Source organism: Chitinophaga sp. S165, from assembly GCF_003182155.1.
Classification (GTDB): Bacteria; Bacteroidota; Bacteroidia; order Chitinophagales; family Chitinophagaceae; genus Chitinophaga.
Genome location: NZ_QGTG01000007.1, coordinates 359,396 through 381,637, shown reverse-complemented (window position 1 = coordinate 381,637; position 22,242 = coordinate 359,396). Strand labels below are relative to the sequence as shown.

Genomic DNA, 22,242 nt, shown 5'->3' with positions numbered 1-22,242 from the left:
ATAACCGTTCCCGTTAAACGATCTTCAAGCGGGGTTCCAGCAATGTGTAGATCTTGTTTAACACAGGCACAAGACTTTCAAAATCAAAATCTTCCCGGAAGGAGTCTGTATCCGACGACCACAGAAACAAGTCTGCACAGATCTCGATGTACTCCCTCACAATATCACTGTCCAGGAGGGCCAGCAACTCTCCTACATTTTCCTGCAATGCATAATCTTTTACAACGCCCAGGGCGCCATATATCTCATACAGCAGCGGATCATCATCTGCTTCCAGGAATTCAGATTTCAGGGAAGAAAAGTCAAAACCTGTATAGGCGGTATCTGTTTCATTGATATCTTTTCCCCAGGCCTGCAGGTTGGGCGTATCAAATGTAACAACACCTTCTTCAATACCTTTCCTTAAAGAAGGAAGATCAGCATATAAACAGATCCTGCCATCTGCATCTGTCAGTAACCTAACAGTGTCATTGTCTGACGTGTCGGCCCCTGAAACGGTGTAATAAGTCTCGTCGTTATAAACTACCTGCAGTAAATACTTCTTGTATTTTTCGGAGGCTGCATCATAAAATTCTTCCATATTAATGCTAGTTATTCTTCTAAGGTACTAAAATAAAAAAACCGCCCCACATAACATGAGGCGGTCTTTCTTCATCGTACCATTTATTCGCTATTTAATGCCGTATAAACCATTGAAAAGTAGCTTAAAAGTACCGTGTGACTGCGCTCTGAAAGTTATTTCCGGCCCAAAGGCGTATAACCTGCCCTTACCCACCGGGGCCTCAAATGCGGCTACCCCATCTTTAAGATAAGCCTGTCCCCATGCCCATCCACTACGCAAAGGCTTATCGGACGTAAACCATGCTACCGCGCGTACTCCCTTTTCCGCAGCATTGCTATCCAGCCTAAAAACGGGGCTATTGTCGAAATTAACATCTCCAACAGAAGGCATACCCCATGCTACCGTGCTTGTACTGTCAAAAGCCACCTGCAATATGCTTCCCGGTACAAAGTATTTGGTTCCTGGCAATGATTGTTCTTTGCCGTTCTTACCTTTTTCCACCAACGCATTGTGTACCGGAAGGCCCAGGTGATATGCCAGGTTAGTACTGGTCCCGATCGTGATAATAGTACCGCCTGCTTCCAGGAATTCCTTCAGTTTAGGAACAGAAGTATCCTTTGTGATCCGGCCTAACGTATGGCGATATTGTTCGGGTATCGTGGCAGGATCGGGAGGCGCCTGCCGGGAGCCATACCGGTTTCCTTCTTCTCCGGAAACCGGGGGAATGGCCCGTGTTACGAACACGATCACATCGTATTGCTGCTTCAGGTTCCCTGCATCAATTTCTTTCGCGTAGACCTGTTTGAAAGGGAAGTGATATTGCTCCATCATCCAACGAACCCAACCCGATGGCATAGAACCTCCATAGTTATCCCAAAGCGCAATGCGCAAAGGCGTTGCTTCCACCAGTCCTTTAGGACGCTTAGCTACCGGTTTTGCCACCACTCCCAGCCGTGCCGCCGCTGTTTTCAGGATATTATTTGCCTGCACTCCTGCCGGTACAAAGAAGGTCCCTGGCGCTTCGCTTTTATTACCTTCCAATAACCGGTAAACCTTCACACCTGCTTTCAATAGATCATTCACTGTAATGAACGCATTATTCACATAAGCACTCAAGAGATAACCTCCGCTTGTTGCCGGTGTGAATGACAGAGCTACCGGCAACTGAAGTTCGCCGTATGGCACTTTCTGAAACGGTCCATTGAAATCGTCCAGGATGCGGTCAAACTTTACACCCATCTGGAAAGCGAGCGTCCATCCTGCAGCGTCGTAAGGACGGACAGGAGGACCTCCGGGATATTGGAAGTCGTTAGGATGATCCTGTGGTTCGAACATGTCCAGAACATGTGGACGAAAGGCCTGATTTGTACGTACGATATAGGAGTTAGCCGGATATTCCTTTCCTGCTATAGTAAATGGCGCTGTGGCCTTCTGCACGGAAATACCTGTTTTGATCAGCGCATTGATGAATTTCACCGCCGTTGCAAAGTCCGGCTGATCTGCCGGAATAATATATCCTCGTGGATCTCTTTCTGCGGGATTTTTATATACAGCATCATAGTACTGCATGGGGATGTTATTGCCTCTTCTCATCCATCCATACGGATCACTGCCGTCATCTCTGGTAGTATCGTTCTTGTCCTTTTTGTAAGCAGCTGTAATAGCTTCTGCACGTTTGGGAGACAGTGTCCATGAGTCAGTATTCCCTTTATCTATGGCATTCTTACCCATCTTATAAATATTGAATAACACTTCATCACGCTGACGGGCGGCATAGTCCAGCACCGCATAATTCAACGAAACAGAGTAGTCGATAGACCTTCTGAAACGCCAGTCTGCCGTTGGTTTAACAGGATTAGGCGTCGCGCCGTTCGGGATCAGCCGTTGTGGTACAACCGGTATTTTTTCAGGGGTAGGATTACCTATTATCTCCGTGAGCAGGCCTATCATGTTATGATACTGTGTGGTAGTCCGCAAACCACCATTGTACCAGGTAGAAAAACTAGATCCATTCAGACGGGTATAACCCGGTTTATCTTCTGCATTCAGCCTGTTGTACATTGCTGCACCCAATGCATCAATACCAGTGATCATTAATGGATCGAAGAAATAATTGAAGGGATCGCGATACGGAGGTCCTGCTAGTACAGAGCCTTCGGGACCACGTTGGTGATGATTGTACATGATCTGCGGCATCCATTCCAGGAATAATTGTCTTCCCATATTGGTACTTTCCTTCATGTTCATCATATAGAAGTCACGATTGTTGTCGTGTCCTATATATTTCTGATACAGCACAGGTAGTTGTTCTGTTGAACGTTTCAACGTATCTGCATTGCGCATGTACCAGTTGGTAGTGATTTCCTGTCCGTCGGGATTAGCATGCGTCATCAGTACAATAACGTTATCGAGTATACGCATTGTCTCAGCATCCTTCCGGCTAATAAGCTGCCAGGCCGTTTCTATCAGCTGATGTGTACCTACTACTTCGGTCGCATGCAGGCCTCCGTCTATCCAGACAACCGCTTTTCCTTTATCAGCCAGGTCATGTGCCTGTTCGGGCGTGATACCTTCGGCTCTTGCTAGTTGCTGAGAGATCTTTTTATACTGATCGAGTTGTTTGATGTTGGCAGGCGAAGAGATGACCAGCATGTACTGGTGACGGCCTTCTTCAGTAAGACCAATGTCTACCAGTTTAACCCTGTCGGATGTTGCAGCCAGCTTTTCAAAATACGCTGCTGTTTGTGTGTAGGTAGCCAGCTGGTAATCATCTCCGATATTAAAACCAAAGTACTGTTTAGGTGATGGTATAGTCTGGGCCTGCAGCTGTGATGCGCAGCAGATACCTGCTATCATCAGCCAGCCCCTTAAAGTATGTTCCATAGTGCTCATTTTTTACGATAATCCAATGCCGGTGCACGGTTGCCCAGCATTGCCTCATATTTAAAAGTTGGTCCCTGACGTTTTTTAAGTTCTGTAGTAATGCCTGCAGTTGGTGTTACCCAGCTCACGGTCAAGATAAGCGGCAATTGTCTTCTTATCCTTGTTCTGCACTATAACCAATACCGGCAGGAAACAGCATAGTGACAGAATCAGTTTACTCATTTGTACAATTGGTTGAATAATAACTTAAAGGTGCCGTGCGATTGACCACGGAAAGTGATCTCCGGTCCGAATGCATATAACTTACCGGTACCTACCGGCGCTACGAATGCCGCTACACCGTCTTTCAGGTATTTCTGTCCCCAGGCCCAGCCACTATGTAACGGTGTGGTTGAAGAGAACCAGATTAGTTTCCGTACACCGGCTTCGGTGGCACCCTCTGTGAATTTAAATACCGGGCTCCTATCGAAATATACGTCATTCTTTGCGGGCATACCCCAGTTTTCTTCTGCTGTAGTGTCAAGATCGGCTGTCAGCAAACTACCTGGTATGTAGTACTTCGTACCCGGTATTGGCTTTAGCTCACCCTTTGCATTCTTTTCTACCAATGCATTTTCAACAGGCAATTTCAGATGATACGCCAGGTTCGTGCTTGTCCCGATTGCGACAATTTTACCACCTGCCTCCAGGAACTTCTTCAACTGCGGAACAGATGTATCTTTATTGATACGGCCCAGCCAGGGTCTGAATTCATCCGGCAACTCTTCCGGTTTAGGTGGTTTATTATAACTGTTCTCGTTTCTTTTCGGTTTGACGGTGTCAGGAATAGCACCAGATACGAAGATGAGCAGATCATATTTTTTACGCAGGTCACCTGCATCCACTTCCTGTGAATACAGCATCTTATAGTCGTAGTGATACTGCTCCATCAGCCAGCTTATCCATCCCGCAGGAATAGAACCGCCGTATGTATTCCATATACCTATCCGCAGTGGCGTTATCGCTTTCAATCGTGCGGGCGTATTATTCACCGCGCTTACGCGAATACCCAATTCAGCTGTGGCTTTCGTAAGTATCGCCTGTGCCTTCGCGCCTGCCGGTACATAGAAAGCACCGTTAGTTGTACGGGATACTTTCACACCGGCTTTCAGCAGATCATTCGCAGCTATGAATGCATTGTTTGAAGCGGCATCTATGAAATAACCCTTTTTACCAACAGGTAATGTAGCTGCCAATGGTGTTTCGATCTGACCATAAGGTAACTGCGTAAAAGGACCGTCGAATCCTTCTGTTATGCGATCAAACTGTACGCCCATCTGATATGCTAAAGTCCATCCTGCCGCGTCATATGGACGAATAGGAGGTCCTCCGGCATATTGAAAATCATTCGGATGGTCTTGCGGTTCAAACATATCAATTACATGCGGACGAAAAGGCTGCGCCGTTTTGACGACGTAAGAACCTGCGGGATATTGTTTATCATCAACAGTGAAAGCTGCACTCGCTTTATGAATAGCAATACCTGAACGGCTTAATGCATTAATGAATTTTACAGCTGTAGGAAAATCTGGTTGATCAGCAGAAATAATATAACCACGGGCATCTCTGTAATCGGGGTTCTTCAACACTCCTGCATAATACTTTGACGCGATCGTATCTTCTTTGCCAAAAGCAAACTCTCCCCCGGTTTCTCCTTCGGTGGTAGAATCTTTCTTCCTTTCTACCTTGTATGCTGTGCGGATGGAATCAATATATCTCGGATAGAATGTCCAGTGATCAGTGCTACCACGTTCGATAGCATTCTTTCCCATTTTGTAAATATTGAACAGCAGCTCACTTCTGTAACGTGCAGCATAATCAAGCACTGCATAATTAAGCGAAACAGAATAATCAATAGACTGACGGAAATGCCATTCCTGCGGTACTACAGGATTGGGCGTAGCTCCATTTGGAATGAGCCTGTCAGGTACCAGCGGTACGTTTTCAGGTGTTGGTCCGCCAATAATCTCAGTGAGCAATCCGACCATGTTATGAAAGTAAGGTGTAGTGCGTAATCCTCCATTCCACCAGGTAGAAAAAGTAGAGCCGTTACGTTGTGTATAACCAGGCTTATTTTCAACATTCAGTCTGTTGTTCATGGCAGCGCCAACCGCATCAATGCTGGTTACGATCAATGGATCATAGATATGATTGAAAGGATCGCGGTACGGAGGCCCGGCTAACACTGAACCTGCAGGTCCACGCTGATGATGATTGTACATGATCTGCGGGATCCATTCAACAAACAGCTGGCGGCTGATGTTCTGGCTTTCCTTCATGTTCATCATATAGAAATCCCGGTTGTTATCATGACCAACATACTTTTCATACAGACGGGGAATATTCAATGCACGTTTCTTTGGATCGGCCATACGCATGTACCAGTCAGATACAAGTTCCTGTCCGTCGGGGTTTGCATGGGTCAGCAGGATGATATCATTCTGCAGGATGTTCATTGTTTCTTCATCCGTACGTGTTATCAACTGATACATCGTTTCAATGAGCTGATGCGTTCCAACTGTTTCTGTTGCATGCAATCCGCCATCGATCCAGATCACGGCTTTGCCTTCTGCAGCCAGCTTACGCGCCGTTTCATCTGTCAGCCCGCTGGCATGTCCCAGCTTTTGTGAGATCTCTTTGTAACGGTCCAGTGCTTTCAGATTTTCCGGAGAGGACACGATCAGCATATACTGATGTCTTCCTTCTTCTGTCATACCGATATCTACCAGCCGTGCACGATCAGAAGCTGCCAGTTTTTTGAAGTAGGCTTCCGTTTGTGTGTAGTTGGCAAGTTGATAATCATCACCGATATTAAAACCAAAATGTTCTTTTGGGACGGGCACAGCATGAGCTTCCGCCTCATACTTTTTGTCTGCAGGTCCGGATGACTTGTCCTGGGCATACAGCCCCAGGGTTGCAGTCAGCAGAGCGAATGATAGTGTTGTTTTAATGCTGCTCATGTATAGTGGTTTACGACAGTAACTACTGTTTCTTAGATTTCACGCCTGCGCTGCAATTGCCGGGTTCACCGCGTGACTCATCAAAAATCACCAAGGTTTAGTATAAGCTTAAAGAGAAAACATCATAGGCAGTTGTATCTTTGCAATAAAGCAATAGGTCCTGCACCATTATATGCATACAGATTATTAATAATGTAGTTCTTTTAGCGTTCAGATTTTGGTTGATTGCTTAAACTAGCAAAAAAAAGTAAAGAATTCATTACCGATCATCAAAAAATGACCATTTCTCTAGATCTTTTCGACCTTTCTGGGATATTTTCAGGTTAATCCTTGTATAAGCCTTGTATGATCCTTGTTAGATAGATATCCAAACTACTGTATAAGCTATAAAAATGAAGCAGCCATCCCAAAGAGATGGCTGCTTCCCTATATCGTGTATATATGTTTTAAAAATCGACTTTCGCAAAGCAGATGTAGTTCCTGTAGATACAAGGTACCAGTATAGACCGGCCGCTGATCTGCTTACCATAACGTGGCATCCAGGTATAGCCTTTGTCCAGGTTACGTAAAGTAGGCTTGCGGGTACTTTTACCATCAGGTTGAACACTGTTGTCTGTCATAATAAAATTTCTTCCTCTCTCCAGTTCATTATACAGGAAGCGCAGTTCACTTCCTATGTTAACCATCATGTAGGACAGGTACAGGTCTGAACCATCGTCATACTGGCTTTTAGCTACAAAGTTGCTCCACAGCAGGTTACCTTCATTATCCAGGTTAAGCACAGCTATGTTATCGTAGTGAAAGCGGTCCTGGGAATTATAGTTATTGTACCATGGATTATAGTAAAACGGTGAGTATGGTGAGTAGTAATAAGGAGTATACATGCCGTAAGGACCGTACATGTAATTCCAGCGATTCCACGGCTGAGAGCGGGAAGTAGTATAGTAAGATTCAGCAGTAATTATAAAACCGCCATTGCTGGTATTAATGATCTTCCTGATGAAGTAGTCATTGAAAGCCGCATTGGTGGAAGATTCTCCCTTCGCATTATTCTTCAGTTCAGGCGTAAAAGCTACTTCCTTTTCATATAATAGCTGTTTCTGTGCATAGTCATATTTGCTGACATACAGTCCTTCCACATTCCCTCTTTTCTGCTTATAGAAAAAAGCGGTGATCAACACTTTTTTATTGTTGTTATCCACCTTCATCTTCACCTCGTCCAGCAACTGGGTCTTCAACTGCATAGAAACATTTTCGAAAGAATCTACTACAGCCCTTTTAATGATCAGATTACCGCTGACGATGTAATCTCTGTTGTTGGTCCGTTCCAGTTTATTGAAGATCAGGTCACCTTCATTAGTGAGATTGAAGTTGCTTAAGAAAGATTTTTTGCTTTCCATCGGCAAAGATACCCGGCTGTTGTTGATCAGATGAAACGCGCTGTCATACAGGAATGTATAGAAGACGTTATCGTTCTCCTTATCCTGATTGATCTTATACACCATGATCTTATTCTTGTCTTCCGAATATTCTACGGAATACACTTTATTGTCTTTGGAATAAAATCCTATCCTGGTAGAATCCACCATTACCGGAGCATCGGAAAAGCGGGCATTACCATCCATGGTAGCACAGAAGCTGTATACCGCGTCTTTACGTTGGAATTGATATAGCATGAAAACTTTATCGCCGTAAGATATAAAGTCAGCACTGATCAACTTTTTCGGTAAAAAATCGAGTTTTACCCTACTCTTCAGCTGCATGGAATTGTCGTAGATAGAAATGACACCATCACCTCTATCGCTCTTGTATACCAGTATATTTCCCGATACCCTGCCGATAATTTCGAATTCCGTGCTTTTGTAATCGTCCCTTTCCGGGTCTGTATAAGAAACCTTCTGAGCTATTGCAGCCCCGCTCCATAAGACCAGTAAAGCATAGAGATATAGAATGCGCATTGCTTATATTTTAAAAGGTTGCAAGTTTAGGATATAGATTTAACGGTAAATCGCTATCATTCATTGTGAAACATGGGCAGGAAAACGTGGGGCATCCCTGTATGCTAACACTAAAATAAGCAATTACGAATTATGAATAACGAATTGGGGCGATCTTCCTTCATCAGGCCGTCTGGCTTCCCTTTTATTTGGGAAATGGCGGCACTGCTGTAATTCGTCACTTCCAATTCGTAATTTCTAACCTTGAATTATGTATTTTTACGCTTATGGATACGGTGTTAATTACCGGCGGCACGGGTCTCGTGGGCCGGGCGCTTACAAAGTTGCTTACAGATGTTGGTTATAAAGTCATTATTCTGAGCCGGCGTAATGGCGGCGGTGCAGATAATGAGCTTGTCAGTTATGCCCATTGGGACATTGCCCGGCAAACAATTGATGAAGCAGCTATACAACAGGCTGATTACATTGTCCATCTTGCGGGTGCCAATGTAGGCGATAAACGCTGGACTGCAGCCCGTAAAAAAGAAATACTGAACAGCCGTACCCAGAGTGCGGAACTATTATTCAAAGCGCTATCCAAACATCCTAATAAGGTTAAAAAGGTGATCAGCGCCTCCGGCATAGGATACTATGGCGAAAACAAAGGAGGTCCTGCTTTTACGGAGAACGATCCACCGGAAAAAGATTTTCTGGGCACAACCTGTGTAGCCTGGGAAAACAGCATCCTGAAAATGCGGGATTTACAGAAGAAAGTAGTGATCCTACGCACCGGTATCGCACTCAGTCTTGCTGGTGGAGCGCTAAAGGAGTTCTACAAACCACTACAATTCGGCTTTGCCACCATTTTGGGCAACGGGGAGCAATTCGTTAGCTGGATCCATCTTCATGACCTGGCCCGTATTTATCTGAGTGCTATCGTTAATCATAATCTGGAAGGTATCTACAATGTGGCATCTCCACATCCGGTGCAGAATAAAGAGCTGGTAATGACCATGGCGCAGGAGGCTAAAGGCAAGAGCTTCATTCCTGTACATGTGCCGTCATTTGCCTTAAAAATGGCGTTGGGCGAAATGAGTATTGAAGTGTTGAAAAGCTGCCGTGTATCTACTGCAAAAATTCAGGAAACAGGGTTCGTATTTTCTTATCCTGATATCCGGGCGGCGATGGAAAATATCTTCCAGGAAAAAGACAAATAGTCTGCGACGTTATCCTTCCAGTATATTTTTCATAGCTTCTGCCTTTAACAGGCATTCTTCCCATTCCTTCACGGGATCAGCATAATATGTAATCGCCGAACCGGTCTGGAAGGACAAGTATTTGCGGCTGGCGTTATAGAGCATGCTGCGTATCACCACATTAAAGTCAAAATCACCATCCGGTGTGATATAGCCAAGAGCACCAGAGAACAGTCCTCTACGGGATTGCTCGTACTGTTCTATCAGCTGCATCACGCTTAATTTAGGCGCTCCCGTCATAGACCCCATCGGAAACGCATGACTGATGGCGGCGGTAAAGGGCACATCTGCTTCAAGGGTAGCCGTCACCGTAGAGATCATGTGATGCACCTGCGCAAATGAATAGATGCCGAATAACTCTGCTACCTGAACGCTACCCCGTGTAGCAGTATGAGAGAGGTCGTTACGCACGAGGTCCACTACCATTACATTTTCAGCCCTTTCCTTACTATTCCGCTGTAGTTCATTGCGGCGTTCATCATCAGCTGCCGGATCTCCTGCACGACGGATAGTGCCTTTAATGGGCTGTGAAATGACCACAGGGCCTTTTTTCTGCATAAAACGTTCAGGACTGGAGCAAACCAGGTAGAGATCATTTGTGCGATAATAAGCGGCAAATGGAGAAGGCGAAACGCTATTCAGGCGTCTAAACAGAGAGAGGGGATGTACGCTGGTATTTTCAATGAAATTCTCGCGGCAGAAATTCACTTCATAACAATCTCCCCGGTGTATGTGTTCCTGCAGGCTAGTAACGGCATTGAGATATTGTTCTTTCCTAAGATGGGCCTGTACTTTACCGGCCGGCATTTGTTGTATCTGCTGATCTGCTGCTTTGATGCATTCATCATAAACAGTACGGGCGGTTGCCTTGTCCATTTCCCACCCTCCTATCTGCACCTCGTTATTACGCAATAACATGACGATACGTGGCCTGAAGAAGAACAGGTCAGGAAAGCCTATACCATCTTTATTATCAGAATACAAGCCCGGAAAGGTCTCATTTTTGAGATCGTAGGCAAGGTGACCGAATAGCCAGTCGCGATAGGTGTTGTGATATTGAAGCAGGGAGGCGAATGCATTACCGGCATTGCAGGACAGTGTATCCAGCGCATCTGCGGCCAGTATAGCTTCGTTTTGGTGATAGATGGAAGCGTAGTTATTATTATCCAAAAAACAGCAAATGTTGAACTGATTACTCCAATTCAACATTTGCTGTTTAAATAATTTCGGATCATTAACCGGGAAACCGTAAAATATCCTGATAATGCGTGCTTTTAATGCTTAAAAATCGTCATCGTCATCGTCAAATCCACCTCTGTCGTTGAACAGACCCATGTCTTTGAACTCGTCATCAATGCCCAGATCATCATCGTCATCTGCGCTCTTTTTACCAGGGCGGCCACGTTTGCTCTTAGGTTTAGGCATATCAAACTCTTCGAAATCAGGATCATAGTCCTCATCATCACCTTTTCCCCAATTATCATCATCATCATCCAGATCTACATCATCGTCATCATCCAGATCATCTTCATCATCGTCATTTTTCTTCTTTGACTTTGACGCCGGCTTATCTGATTTTTTAGAAGCAGCAGACTTACGGGGAGTTTCCTCCTCATCCAGATCATCATCATCGTCCTCCTCTTCCTTCTTTGGCTTACTTGCAGCTTTAGGCGCGGCTTTCGTAGTCTTTGGAGAACTCGTCTTTTTGGTCTCTTTTTCGTTATCAGATTTTGATTTCATAATAGGTTCACTTAAGTCTTTAGCGTATTACTTTTGCGTAAAGTTTTAACAGTTTTTTGTATTAGCCAAATTTTTTTTGCCGATTTTTTTTCGTAATTTTTTAAGCATTTTCCTGCTCCAGGATCTGGTCCCTGCCTGGTCCATTGGACACAAATTTCACAGGTACTTCAAGGTAACTTTCAACTGCTTTTACAAACGATTTCATTTCGGCAGGCAATTCATTAAAATGCTTGCTTTTGGCGGCTGTTTCATCACTCCAACCCTTATGTTTCTCCCATATCGGTTTTACTTCAGCATCGTTCAATTGGTAAGGCATTGCTTTTGTCTGCTGACCATTGATCTCGTAAGCAGTACATGCATACACCTCATCGAACGCATCCAGCACATCACTTTTTGTCATTACCAACTGGGTAACACCACTCAGCATGCAGGTATAATTCAGGGCTACCAGGTCAATCCAGCCGCAACGGCGGGGACGTCCTGTAGTGGCGCCAAATTCATTACCTTCTGTACGCAGCTTCTCGCCGGTGGCATCATGCAGTTCTGTAGGGAATGGTCCGCTACCTACACGGGTACAATATGCTTTGGTCACACCGATCACTTCTTTTATCCATTTAGGCGCTACTCCCAGTCCGGAACATACGCCTGCAGAGATTGTACTTGAAGAAGTAACAAACGGATATGTTCCAAAGTCCACGTCCAGCATGCTACCCTGCGCGCCTTCCGCCAGGATCTTCTTGCCTGCTTTCAGTTTATCGTTAATAAAGTATTCACCGTTAACGATATTCATTTGCGTCAGGTAGTTTACCGCATCAAAGAATTCGGCTTCCCATTCAGCGATATCTTTTGCTATTTCAGCCTTTACTTCTGCTCCGAAATCATATCCTGCCAGCAGGTGCTGGTGTTTCTCTTTCAGCTTGTTATAGCGTTCATTAAAATCACTGCGTAATACGTCTCCTACCCGCAGACCATTACGACCTGTTTTATCCATATAAGCCGGTCCGATACCCTTCAGGGTTGAGCCGATCTTATCAACGCCTTTTGATATTTCTGAAGCTTTATCAAGAGCACGATGAGAAGGTACAATAATATGTGTTCTTTCTGCAATAAAAAGATTCTTTTTCAGATCAACGCCTAAAGAAGAGATCTTATCGCATTCTTTTTTGAAAGTTACGGGATCCAGTACCACACCATTACCGATCAGGTTAGTGGTGTTTTTATGGAATACACCGGAAGGGATCGTATGTAATACTACCTTCTGGCCATCCACATATAGCGTATGCCCTGCGTTGGGACCACCCTGAAAGCGGGCTATGACATCGTATTTACCTGCAAAGTAATCCACAATCTTTCCTTTGCCTTCATCGCCCCATTGTAGGCCCAGCAAAACATCTACCATAAGAGTTGATATTGATTTTTAAAAACGAAGTGGCAAAATTAAGGAAAAATAGCACGAATTGAAATTGAAATAAGATTTAGGATCAGGAATTAAGAATAAGGGTGACATGAGACAAAAAAAGACGAATTACAGGCAATATACCTCATAATTCGTCTTCTATATCTTTAAATTATCAATTTCTGCTTCTGTACGCCTTACTCATCTTCCAGGCGGCTTACCGATTGAATACCATCCAGTTTCTTCAGCCTTTCGAACAGTTCATCCAGCTCCTCCTTATCATGTACGAACACTTTGATCAGCCCCTCAAACAGCCCCTCGCGGGATTCGATGGTCAGACCGGCAATGTTCACCCTCAGCTCACCGGAGATCACATTGGTGATCTTGTGAATAACCCCTACATCGTCCATACCAACGATCCTCAACCCTGTCAGGAAGGAGATCTCCCTGTTCTTCACCCATTTGGTCTTTACAACACGGTGGCCGTAATTAGCCAGTAACTGGGCGGCATTGGGACAGTTTGTTCTATGGATCTTCAGGCCTTCACTGGCAGTGATGAACCCGAATACATCATCTCCCGGGATCGGGCGACAACAGTTGGCCAGCTTGTAGGCTATTTTATCTGAGCTTTCTCCGAAGATGATCAGTTCTGCATCTTTCTTGGAAGGGATCTGATGTTTCAGATGATCTTCCGAAATATGTTCAGGCTGTTTTACCGGTGGCGGTTTAGGCGCTTCCAGCTTGTCTCCCAGCACAGTGAACTGCTTCAGTTCCTTCAGGTCAATATTTTTAACAGCGATCTGGTAATACAGGTCCAGCGGCGATGGTTGCTTATAGAACTGTACCAGTTCATTGATATTATGCTGACTGTTAGAGATCTTCAGATGGTCCAGCTTACGTTCCAGCACATCCTTCCCATCCATGGCCACTTTCCTCTTTTCCTCCTTCAGCGCATCTTTGATCTTGGATTTCGCTTTGGCGGTCAGCGCATAGTTCAGCCAGTCCTCTGTGGGCTTCTGCTTGTTAGAGGTAATGATCTCTACCTGGTCGCCACTACGCAACTTGTGGCTGATGGGTACCAGCTTATAGTTTACTTTGGCACCAATACACTTATTACCAACAGCACTATGAATAGCGTAAGCAAAGTCCAGTGCGGTGGAGTTTACAGGTAATATCTTGAGATCACCTTTAGGTGTATATACATAGATCTCTTCTGTGAAGAGATTACTTTTGAAATCGGCCAGGAAATCCAGTGTATTGGAGTCCGGGTTGTTCAGGATCTCCCTGATCTGGGTAAACCATTGGTCAAACTTAGACTCTGTGCTCTGGCTCTGATTGCTGCCCTCCTTATAACGCCAATGGGCAGCCAGTCCTTTCTCAGCATAATCGTTCATTCGTTTTGTACGGATCTGCACTTCCACCCACTTACCTTGAGGGCCCATCACGGTCACATGCAATGCTTCATACCCATTCGATTTCGGATTACTGAGCCAGTCGCGGGTCCTCTCCGGACTAGGGTGATAAAAGTCTGTGATAATGGAGTAGACCTTCCAGCAGTCTGACTTTTCTTTATCCAGGGGAGAATCCAGGATGATACGGATCGCAAAGAGATCGTACACCTCTTCAAAGGTGACACCTTTCTTCTTGATCTTATTCCAGATGGAGTGTATGGATTTAGGCCGTCCGTAGATTTCGAACGTCAGGCCTTCTTCCTGTAATACCTCCTTAATAGGCTTTATGAATTCGTTGATATAACGGGTACGCTCACGTTTGGTTTCCTTCAAACGCTTGGCGATATCCCTGTAGGTCTGTTGCTCGGTGTACTTCATGGACAGGTCCTCCATCTCGGACTTGATGTTGTACAGGCCGAGGCGGTGGGCCAGCGGGGAATATATAAATACTGTTTCCGAAGCTATTTTGAGCTGTTTTTCACGGCTCATACTATCCAGGGTACGCATATTATGCAACCTGTCAGCCAATTTTATGAGTATCACTCTGGGGTCGTCCGCCAGTGTAAGCAGTATCTTTTTAAAGTTTTCCGCTTGTGCGGTACTTGTATTTGAGTCGATGACCGTTGATATTTTGGTCAGACCGTCAACGATATGGGCGATTTCGGTTCCAAAGGCGCGGTCCACATCTTCAAGGGTCACTTCGGTATCTTCTACTGTGTCGTGCAACAGGGCACAGATAGCCGAACGAACACCCAAGCCGATCTCGTCAACGCAGATCTGCGCTACAGCGAGAGGATGTAAGATATATGGCTCACCGGATTTCCGGCGCATTTCCTTGTGTGCGTCTGCCGCCATTTCGAAGGCAGTACGTACCAGTTCACGGTCTCCTTTCTTCAAACGGGGTTTAAGCGACTTAAGTAAAGCGCGGTAATGACGAACGATTTCTTTCTTTTCCTGTTCCTCGTCGAGGTTATATTGTTTTACTACCACTGTTTCCATCAGCTATAAAGTTACGATTTTATTGCATAGGAATAATGGCAGAAAAGTGCTAGTCAGCAGTCCCCAGCCTGCATTTCTGCAGCACCTCCCAGGAGGTGCCGGTATGGCGGAGCAGGTATAGGTTACGGACCTGGAAGGCTGCTTCGAAGGGCCGGCATTTGTATTCTTCCATGGCCAGCTCAAATTCCGTATCAGACAGGTCACGGAAGGCCACTGAAATATGCGGGTTAAATCCATAGCGGGCCAGCATATGACTAAAACCAAACTCTTGTTGCAGGAAGTCCATCATCCGCTGGTGCAGGTGTACAATCCCTTCATTTTTTTCCACGTTGATATACAATACTTTCCGCTTGGTAAATGAGAAGCCGCCAAAGCCACTCAACTTTATTTCGAAAGGCTGCATGGAAGCGGCGAAGGTCGCCAGTCCCGGACATAAGGTCTTTTCCAGTTCCGGGCTGGCCGTAAAGGGCACCTGCATGGTAATATGAGGAAGCACCCTCAATGCGCGGCGGGCATCATATTTCTCTGCGAATTCCTGTTTTAGCCGGATGATCTCCTTACCGGTTTCCGCGTTGGGGAGCAGGGCTATAAAATAGATCTTACTTTCCTCCCTGGGCGGTTTGATGCGTGGTGGAAAGCGATATCCGGTCTTGGGTCGGGAGGCGCGGAATTGGTTGCCGTTGTGTCTTTGTGTACGGTTGCGCTCATCACTCTCCGGACGACTGCCATTGCCCTGTTGCCTGTGGCGGGGCTGGTCATTTCTGCCGTAAGTCATTGTTTTGGTGGTTGTGGGGTTTTGATTTGTTCTGGTCCTCACCCGTCATTATCTGCTGACGTAGATTCGTCTTTATCATTTTTGCCGGTATTTTCAAGGATATTTAACCGGATGCCCACATTATGCAGGGTTTCCAGCTCTATTCCCGGCTCATTTTTAAAGTGCTTGCGCAAGCGGGTAATGAATACGTCCATACTTCTGCTGGAAAAGAAACTACTGTTTCCCCAGACCTTAAGCAGGATCTCATCCCTTTTTACCAGCTTGTTACTGTTCTCTACCAGGTATCGTAATACCTTCGCTTCCTTTTTGGTAAGGGTCCCGAAAAGCTCGCCGCTCGCTCTCCTCAACTCTTTTTCTTCATAATTGAACCTTACATCGTCACCCAATTTATAAATACCATCTCCCGGTACATCTTTAGGCAATGTTCTCCGCAGGAATACCCTGATCCGCATGATCAGTTCCCGCATACTGAATGGTTTCACCAGAAAATCGTCCCCTCCGATACGGAAGCCGTGCAATCGATCTTCATCAGCTGCTTTTCCTGAGACAAAAACAATCGGTATCATCCCGTTCTTTTTACGGATGTCCTGTGCCAGCGTGAAGCCATCCTTCTTTGGCATCATCACATCCAGTATACAGAGATCGAAATCGTCTCTCTGAAACTTCTTCCAGGCTACCTCACCGTCGAAGCAATGTACGACCTGATATCCGATTGCTTCAAGCTGCTTTTTAATGATAGTACCGTATTGATAATCATCTTCTGCAAGGAGAATTTGTACATTACTTACCATGCCTTAAGTTTTATACCCGGTTCAATTGTTGTTAACACACAATGTCATTCCATGACTCTGCTACAATATTGACGAATAAACTTCTCATTTTAGTTAATGATTAGTTATTATCAGAATTTTTCTTGATTTGCCATGCTCAGGATCATCTTGAAATTGAACGGATTGGGTTGTTCATAGATTTAGATTTATACACATTCATTTAGACAACAAAAAAAAAGGCCACCTGTTCACAGGCAGCCTTTTTTTTTCTCCACAGCTTTTGCAGGCTGTTTCGTAAGTATCAATATGTTATCACGATTCTACCGCAGAGATCTGTATTGCCACAGCATGTTGCCATGCCTTCTGCTGTAACGCAGCAGGAATAGTGATCTGTGTGCCTGTAGCACTTGTCTTCCAGGAGATCTTATCCTTTGCGCCCAGTATGGTAACCTTTGCACCTTTGGCTGGTTTCAGGCCATCAAATGCTACCTGCGCCGGCAGTTTTTCGCCCTCTTCCAACAGATAAATTGCGTATACATTGCCATTCTTCTTACGGGTGAAGCACACCTTACCGTCTTTATAAGGCGCTACCGAGCGGGTTCCATAAATAGCGTCACCATTGATCTTCATCCAATCGCCGATCGCTGCCATAGTGGTATACGCTTCGTCATGCAGCTGACCATCGGGACCAGGACCAACGTTCAGCAGGTAGTTGCCACCCTTCGCTACGATGTCAACCAGGTTATGGATCAATTTGTTAACAGACTTATACTTGTCATTAGGGACGTATGACCAGGAACCCGCCATTGTCATACAGGTTTCCCATGGATAGGACAATGGTTTTTCAGGGATCTGTTGTTCCGGAGTACGGTAGTTCTCAAACGGACCATGTACAGCACGGTCAACCACGATCAGACCTGGCTGATGGCTACGGGCCATTTTAGTGATGCCTGCCATGTCAATATCTTCATTCTGTTTGGCCGGTCTGGTATCGATTTCCGCAGCAGTAATATCGTTTTCCTTTTTAGTTCCTTGCTTACGGGCGCGTACCCAGCCGCCATCCAGCCAGAGGATCTCGATCTTACCCATTGTGGTCATCAACTCCTCGATCTGCTTATAAGTATAGTCCTTAAAATTGTTCCAACGTTCAGGATACCTGGTCACGTCATAGTTCACGTGCCTGTCTTTAGGCGGGAAATATGACCACCAGTAATTCTCGCTATGCCAGTCAGGCTTAGAAAAATAAGCTCCTGTATGGATGCCCTCCTTCTGGAACGCAGAAAATACTTCTTTCGCTACGTTCTTTCTCGGGTCATTGCGGAATGGGCTTTTTGAGCCGGCTATACCGTAGTCGGTCTGTTTGGTGTCCCACATACAAAAACCGTCATGGTGTTTGGTCGTGAAAACCACATACTCCATACCAGCGCCTTTAGCTGCCTTTGCCCATTTGGAAGGATCAAATTTCGTAGGATTGAAAGTGGTAGACAGTGCCTCATACTTTTGCACATAATCATAGTAAGGAATGCCGTAAGGCTTACGCTGTGTCCAGCCCTCATCTTCCGGACAGATACTCCAAGATTCCACCACACCCCACTGGGAATAAGCGCCCCAATGGATGATCATACCAAATTTCCAGTCCTGCCATTGATCAAGCTTTTGCAATACTGCCGGATCTGTTTCAGGGATATAGGGCTGTTCGAGACCGTGGTCCTGCGCATTGGCTGTAGAAAATGCCAATAATGCGCTACTAAATAATAGAAATAGTTTTCGCATGATTAATTTTTAAATGTATCTCTGAGAAACTTAGAACTTCGTGCTCTTCCTTTAGCGGCTACAAGATAACCGGCGCCGGGTCCGGCAATTCATAAGTGGCCCTGACAAAGTAATATACATTCCCGCTTAATAACTCATTTTACTTTACCACTTTCCTATAGGATATTACCTTCCGCCATTCCCGTTCATTCCATGAATGCTCCTGCGGACCGGTCTTGCTGAGTCAGGTTATTGGTTATGTAGGTGTATAAAAACTATCTTTGTATTATTATGAAAAGCATCTGGCAACAAATACTGCGTTACCTCTACATAGGTAAAAAAGATCCCTCCGCACCTAAGAATCGTTATGTCTACATGATGCATGGAATGAACCGTATCTCAATTGTCGTGTTCCTGATAGCACTGATAATAATGCTGATCAGGTTATTCACCCGTCATCACTAAACGGACGCTGCTCACATCCCTGTTTAAAAGGCCATGACGCTTACTGAACCGCTTCCGCATAGATCACTTCTGCTGCCCGGCGGCTGGCGTCTTTTTCTCCCAGCTTCGCCCAAAGTGTGGCATAATCTGCTTTTATCCGGTTACGCACTATGCTATCTTTTAATAACAAAGTCAGTTCCCTTAACAGATTCTCCTCATTCAGGTCATGCTGGATCAACTCTTTAACAACAGGTTTATCCATTACTAAGTTGACTAACGCTATATATTTTACTTTGATCAGTCTCTTGGCAAAGAAATAGGAGATGGCGCTTCCTTTATAACAAACCACTTCAGGCACTCCAAATAAGGCAGTCTCCAATGTGGCCGTTCCCGAAGTAACCAGCGCGGCTTCTGCCTGACGTAACAGGTTATATGTTTGTCCCTTTACGGTGGAAACATTGGGATGCGCACCTGTCAATCCCGCTATAAAAGCGTCATCCAGGCTGGGGGCCTGTGCTACGATGAATTGATGATCAGGAAAATGTTTTGCCATAGTGAGCATGATCGGAAGTTTGACGCTCACTTCCTGCTTACGGCTGCCGGGCAGGATGGCAATAATGGGTTTATCTGACAATGGCTTATCTACCGGCTTTTCCTTCGCTTCCTTTATTACCTGGATAAGCGGATGGCCGACATATTCTACGGCGTAATCCCATTTTTTATAAAACTCCTGCTCGAATGGCAGGATACAGAGCATCTTGTCAACACTCTGTTTGATCTTCTTTACGCGGTTCTCTTTCCAGGCCCATACCTGCGGGGAGATATAAAATACTGTCTTATACCCCAACGGTTTGGCCCATTCCGCAATACGCAGGTTGAAACCTGCATAGTCGATCAGTACCAATACATCCGGTTGATATTGCTGGATATCCTTTTTACAGAATTCCATATTCCTCAACACCGTACGGATGTTCATCACCACTTCAATGAAACCCATGAAAGCAAGGTCCTTATAATGCTTTACCAGCGTTCCTCCCGCCTCCTGCATCATATCACCTCCCCAGCAACGGATATCCGCTGTGGTGTCCTGTTGTTTCAATTGTTTGATCAGATTGCTGCCATGGAGATCACCGGAAGCTTCACCGGCGATGATATAATACTTCATAGGACAAATATAAATCAGGGATCAGGAATTAAGAATCAGGAATTAAAATGTACCTGGTTTATTAATTCCTGGCCCCTGATCTGAAATGACTTATCCGTGTAATATCTTCAGAAGGATAATAGTGATGGCGTAAAGCATGGTAACCAGAAAGATCCCTTTTGCTGTGATGTCTTTCCGGCTCCTGGTATAAAAATAGAATACCAGGCCGTTTAATAACAGACATACACTTATCAGCTTTGGGAGCGCCTGGCGGTTGTCTCCAAGAATATCGATGAACTCTGCTAATGATTTTTGATATTTAGGCAGATATACCAATAGGTAGTACAGGAAGAAGGCTAATACCGGTGTGATAAGGCCCAGTATAATGCCTAATAGGAGATTATCTCGTTTTAACATAGTAGGTTTTGATAATGTGCGGTAATACACATCAGAATGTCCAGTCGTTCTCTATCTTTTTCTTAAGCTTATAGTCAGTCAGGTCAAACTGTACTGGTACCAGTGAAGCATAGTTATTGGCCAATGCATATACATCAGTATCTTCTCCGTTATCGCGGTTAATGAACTCACCGGTAAGCCAGTAATACTTCTTACCCCGCGGGTCACGGCGCTCATCAAACGCTTCCACCCATTTTGCATCTGCCTGACGGCATATCTTAATTCCTTTATAGTCTTCTTTTTTTACAACGGGAATGTTCACGTTGAACAAGGTCCCTTCCGGCAGTTCAGATTCCAGCATCTTTTTAGCTACCGTATGAGCCACTTCCTTACACAAAGAGAAATCAGCATCGAAACTGTAATCAAGGTAAGAAAACCCTACCGAAGGTACTCCTTCTATTGCTGCTTCCATGGCGGCAGACATAGTACCGGAATAGATCACATTGATGGAATGGTTCGCGCCATGATTGATACCACTTACACAGATGTCCGGCAGGCGGTGCAGGATCTTGTCACGGGCCAGTTTCACACAATCAACCGGCGTGCCGGAGCATTGCCAGGCTTCAATGCCTTCAAACAGATATACCTGGTCGAGCCGCAGGGGTACTCCGATCGTGATAGCATGCCCTTTGCCCGATTGCGGGCTGTCCGGGGCCACTACTACAACCTTACCCAGCGGACTTACCGCTTCTATCAATGCCCTGATGCCAGGAGCAGTTACACCATCATCGTTCGTTACAAGTATGATCTTTTCCTGCGCGTTTCCCTTCACAAATGTTCAATTTACGTTTCGGAACAAATTTAATATTCTTAACCGATAAGTAATAATGCGTAACAGATTAAGAACGCAAATAACATATAATTAACATGTTATATTACAGATCAGTACGAGTTGTCTTTGAGAACACAACGAATACTAACAGTACAATATATATGACCATTGCCATCAGGTATACCCCGTTATCGTAAGGTACCTGATAACCAGCTAATTTCTCTACTTTCTCCATAACAGGAAACGGCAGCAATTCATCTCCTGCCTGTAATGGTAACAACCCTCCGGCATTACCCCAATTGCGTTTTGCGATAAACACAAGGAGTTGTTCAAGGAACATCGTATATCCTATGAACAGTATAATAGCCAGTCCGGTACGTTTTACCAGTATTGCCAGGCACAAGGCCAGTGACAACGATACGATCACCTGTAACAGGTAGTAGAATATATAATGACTATTTTCCAGGCTGAAAGCAGCCTTCCCATAAAAACTACCAAAGATGAACACCGCGATAAGGGAGGCCAGAAATGCCACCAGAGCCAGTGTTACAACCCAGAATAACTTGGAGAGCACAAAATCTCGGCGCTCCCATCCATCAATGATATTCTGACGGTGTGTCTTGTAAGTAAATTCATTGGTCACCAATGTGATCAGTAACAGGCCGAAAATACCGGAGGTATAGGAGCCGACACTGCTCACTGTTTGCCAGACCGTCGGAAAATCGTATATGGATGGCCCCAGCAGTGGTTGTGCCTCTTTGGGAATTCTCCTGGCGAAGACATCGTGAATAATAAAGTTAGGCGCCAGAATGGACAACAGGCCCAGGCCGATGAAGACCCAGAAAGTGCGGTAGTACTTTACCTTCAGCCATTCTATTTTAATGATCTGCAGCATATGCTCGGTAC

Annotated in this window: 18 protein-coding genes; 2 read left to right on the top strand and 16 right to left on the bottom strand. The window is 45.1% G+C overall.

Features of this window, described 5'->3' with window-relative positions:
- Positions 1–13: 13 nt before the first annotated feature.
- From C7475_RS24775 to C7475_RS24760, 5 genes are all read right to left on the bottom strand, one after another.
- On the bottom strand, positions 14–580 hold the full coding sequence (locus C7475_RS24775; RefSeq protein WP_110056095.1) for a hypothetical protein: 567 nt from the start codon (positions 578–580) through the stop codon (positions 14–16).
- 90 nt (positions 581–670) lie between these two features.
- Positions 671–3,445: a M14 metallopeptidase family protein gene (locus tag C7475_RS24770; RefSeq protein WP_110056146.1), complete on the bottom strand. Its 2,775-nt coding sequence runs from the start codon at positions 3,443–3,445 to the stop codon at positions 671–673.
- Between the two features lie 84 nt (positions 3,446–3,529).
- Positions 3,530–3,667 (bottom strand): hypothetical protein, encoded by a 138-nt coding sequence (locus C7475_RS33050; protein WP_158286612.1) that lies wholly within the window; start codon positions 3,665–3,667, stop codon positions 3,530–3,532.
- A complete protein-coding gene (locus tag C7475_RS24765) occupies positions 3,664–6,444 on the bottom strand; it encodes a M14 metallopeptidase family protein (RefSeq protein ID WP_110056094.1) in 2,781 nt (926 codons plus the stop codon). The genes C7475_RS33050 and C7475_RS24765 overlap by 4 nt, the downstream gene beginning before the upstream one ends.
- A 446-nt stretch (positions 6,445–6,890) precedes the next feature.
- Positions 6,891–8,402 (bottom strand): hypothetical protein, encoded by a 1,512-nt coding sequence (locus tag C7475_RS24760; protein ID WP_110056093.1) that lies wholly within the window; start codon positions 8,400–8,402, stop codon positions 6,891–6,893.
- A gap of 266 nt (positions 8,403–8,668) precedes the next feature.
- Here C7475_RS24760 and C7475_RS24755 point away from each other — a divergent pair, with 266 nt between their 5' ends.
- On the top strand, positions 8,669–9,598 hold the full coding sequence (locus tag C7475_RS24755) for a TIGR01777 family oxidoreductase (protein ID WP_110056092.1): 930 nt from the start codon (positions 8,669–8,671) through the stop codon (positions 9,596–9,598).
- A gap of 9 nt (positions 9,599–9,607) precedes the next feature.
- Here C7475_RS24755 and C7475_RS24750 read toward each other — a convergent pair whose 3' ends face one another.
- From C7475_RS24750 to C7475_RS24720, 7 genes are all read right to left on the bottom strand, one after another.
- Positions 9,608–10,807, bottom strand: coding sequence for an anthranilate synthase component I family protein (locus tag C7475_RS24750; RefSeq protein WP_233259953.1), 1,200 nt, complete (start codon positions 10,805–10,807; stop codon positions 9,608–9,610).
- 111 nt (positions 10,808–10,918) lie between these two features.
- The gene (locus C7475_RS24745; RefSeq protein WP_110056090.1) at positions 10,919–11,377 is read right to left on the bottom strand and encodes a hypothetical protein; all 459 of its coding nucleotides are present in this window, start codon (positions 11,375–11,377) and stop codon (positions 10,919–10,921) included.
- Positions 11,378–11,477: 100 nt separating this feature from the next.
- Positions 11,478–12,776: an adenylosuccinate synthase gene (locus C7475_RS24740; RefSeq protein ID WP_110056089.1), complete on the bottom strand. Its 1,299-nt coding sequence runs from the start codon at positions 12,774–12,776 to the stop codon at positions 11,478–11,480.
- Positions 12,777–12,970: 194 nt separating this feature from the next.
- Positions 12,971–15,223, bottom strand: a complete 2,253-nt coding sequence (locus tag C7475_RS24735) for a bifunctional (p)ppGpp synthetase/guanosine-3',5'-bis(diphosphate) 3'-pyrophosphohydrolase (RefSeq protein ID WP_110056088.1) — start codon at positions 15,221–15,223, stop codon at positions 12,971–12,973.
- A gap of 49 nt (positions 15,224–15,272) precedes the next feature.
- Entirely contained in the window at positions 15,273–15,998 is a 726-nt protein-coding gene (locus C7475_RS24730) for a 2'-5' RNA ligase family protein (protein WP_110056087.1), read from the bottom strand.
- Positions 15,999–16,036: 38 nt separating this feature from the next.
- Positions 16,037–16,789: a response regulator transcription factor gene (locus C7475_RS24725; RefSeq protein ID WP_110056086.1), complete on the bottom strand. Its 753-nt coding sequence runs from the start codon at positions 16,787–16,789 to the stop codon at positions 16,037–16,039.
- A 291-nt stretch (positions 16,790–17,080) separates the two neighbouring features.
- Positions 17,081–18,541: an alpha-L-fucosidase gene (locus C7475_RS24720; RefSeq protein WP_110056085.1), complete on the bottom strand. Its 1,461-nt coding sequence runs from the start codon at positions 18,539–18,541 to the stop codon at positions 17,081–17,083.
- A gap of 270 nt (positions 18,542–18,811) precedes the next feature.
- On the opposite strand from C7475_RS24720, the gene C7475_RS33195 reads away from it, so the two are divergent.
- Complete coding sequence (locus tag C7475_RS33195; RefSeq protein ID WP_199236283.1) at positions 18,812–18,985, top strand: DUF6728 family protein; 174 nt, start codon at positions 18,812–18,814, stop codon at positions 18,983–18,985.
- A 40-nt stretch (positions 18,986–19,025) separates the two neighbouring features.
- On the opposite strand, the gene lpxB is transcribed toward C7475_RS33195, so the two are convergent.
- From lpxB to C7475_RS24700, 4 genes are all read right to left on the bottom strand, one after another.
- Positions 19,026–20,129 carry a lipid-A-disaccharide synthase gene (gene lpxB / locus C7475_RS24715; RefSeq protein ID WP_110056084.1) on the bottom strand — a complete coding sequence of 368 codons (1,104 nt, stop codon included), beginning with the start codon at positions 20,127–20,129 and terminating at the stop codon, positions 19,026–19,028.
- 90 nt (positions 20,130–20,219) lie between these two features.
- Positions 20,220–20,525, bottom strand: coding sequence for a hypothetical protein (locus C7475_RS24710; RefSeq protein WP_110056083.1), 306 nt, complete (start codon positions 20,523–20,525; stop codon positions 20,220–20,222).
- A gap of 31 nt (positions 20,526–20,556) precedes the next feature.
- On the bottom strand, positions 20,557–21,336 hold the full coding sequence (surE, locus tag C7475_RS24705; RefSeq protein WP_110056082.1) for a 5'/3'-nucleotidase SurE: 780 nt from the start codon (positions 21,334–21,336) through the stop codon (positions 20,557–20,559).
- A 103-nt stretch (positions 21,337–21,439) separates the two neighbouring features.
- Positions 21,440–22,231: an ABC transporter permease gene (locus tag C7475_RS24700; RefSeq protein WP_110056081.1), complete on the bottom strand. Its 792-nt coding sequence runs from the start codon at positions 22,229–22,231 to the stop codon at positions 21,440–21,442.
- Between the last annotated feature and the right edge of the window lie 11 nt (positions 22,232–22,242).

What these genes read in the sequence shown, in the direction of transcription:
- C7475_RS24700 (WP_110056081.1), bottom strand. Translation starts at nt 22,231, where the DNA reads ATGCTGCAGATCATTAAAATAGAATGGCTGAAGGTAAAGTACTACCGC.
- C7475_RS24710 (WP_110056083.1), bottom strand. Translation starts at nt 20,525, where the DNA reads ATGTTAAAACGAGATAATCTCCTATTAGGCATTATACTGGGCCTTATC.
- C7475_RS24760 (WP_110056093.1), bottom strand. Translation starts at nt 8,402, where the DNA reads ATGCGCATTCTATATCTCTATGCTTTACTGGTCTTATGGAGCGGGGCT.
- C7475_RS24730 (WP_110056087.1), bottom strand. Translation starts at nt 15,998, where the DNA reads ATGACTTACGGCAGAAATGACCAGCCCCGCCACAGGCAACAGGGCAAT.
- C7475_RS24745 (WP_110056090.1), bottom strand. Translation starts at nt 11,377, where the DNA reads ATGAAATCAAAATCTGATAACGAAAAAGAGACCAAAAAGACGAGTTCT.
- lpxB (WP_110056084.1), bottom strand. Translation starts at nt 20,129, where the DNA reads ATGAAGTATTATATCATCGCCGGTGAAGCTTCCGGTGATCTCCATGGC.
- C7475_RS24755 (WP_110056092.1), top strand. Translation starts at nt 8,669, where the DNA reads ATGGATACGGTGTTAATTACCGGCGGCACGGGTCTCGTGGGCCGGGCG.
- C7475_RS24775 (WP_110056095.1), bottom strand. Translation starts at nt 580, where the DNA reads ATGGAAGAATTTTATGATGCAGCCTCCGAAAAATACAAGAAGTATTTA.
- C7475_RS24740 (WP_110056089.1), bottom strand. Translation starts at nt 12,776, where the DNA reads ATGGTAGATGTTTTGCTGGGCCTACAATGGGGCGATGAAGGCAAAGGA.
- C7475_RS24735 (WP_110056088.1), bottom strand. Translation starts at nt 15,223, where the DNA reads ATGGAAACAGTGGTAGTAAAACAATATAACCTCGACGAGGAACAGGAA.
- C7475_RS24725 (WP_110056086.1), bottom strand. Translation starts at nt 16,789, where the DNA reads ATGGTAAGTAATGTACAAATTCTCCTTGCAGAAGATGATTATCAATAC.
- C7475_RS33050 (WP_158286612.1), bottom strand. Translation starts at nt 3,667, where the DNA reads ATGAGTAAACTGATTCTGTCACTATGCTGTTTCCTGCCGGTATTGGTT.
- C7475_RS24765 (WP_110056094.1), bottom strand. Translation starts at nt 6,444, where the DNA reads ATGAGCAGCATTAAAACAACACTATCATTCGCTCTGCTGACTGCAACC.
- C7475_RS33195 (WP_199236283.1), top strand. Translation starts at nt 18,812, where the DNA reads ATGAAAAGCATCTGGCAACAAATACTGCGTTACCTCTACATAGGTAAA.
- C7475_RS24770 (WP_110056146.1), bottom strand. Translation starts at nt 3,445, where the DNA reads ATGGAACATACTTTAAGGGGCTGGCTGATGATAGCAGGTATCTGCTGC.
- C7475_RS24720 (WP_110056085.1), bottom strand. Translation starts at nt 18,541, where the DNA reads ATGCGAAAACTATTTCTATTATTTAGTAGCGCATTATTGGCATTTTCT.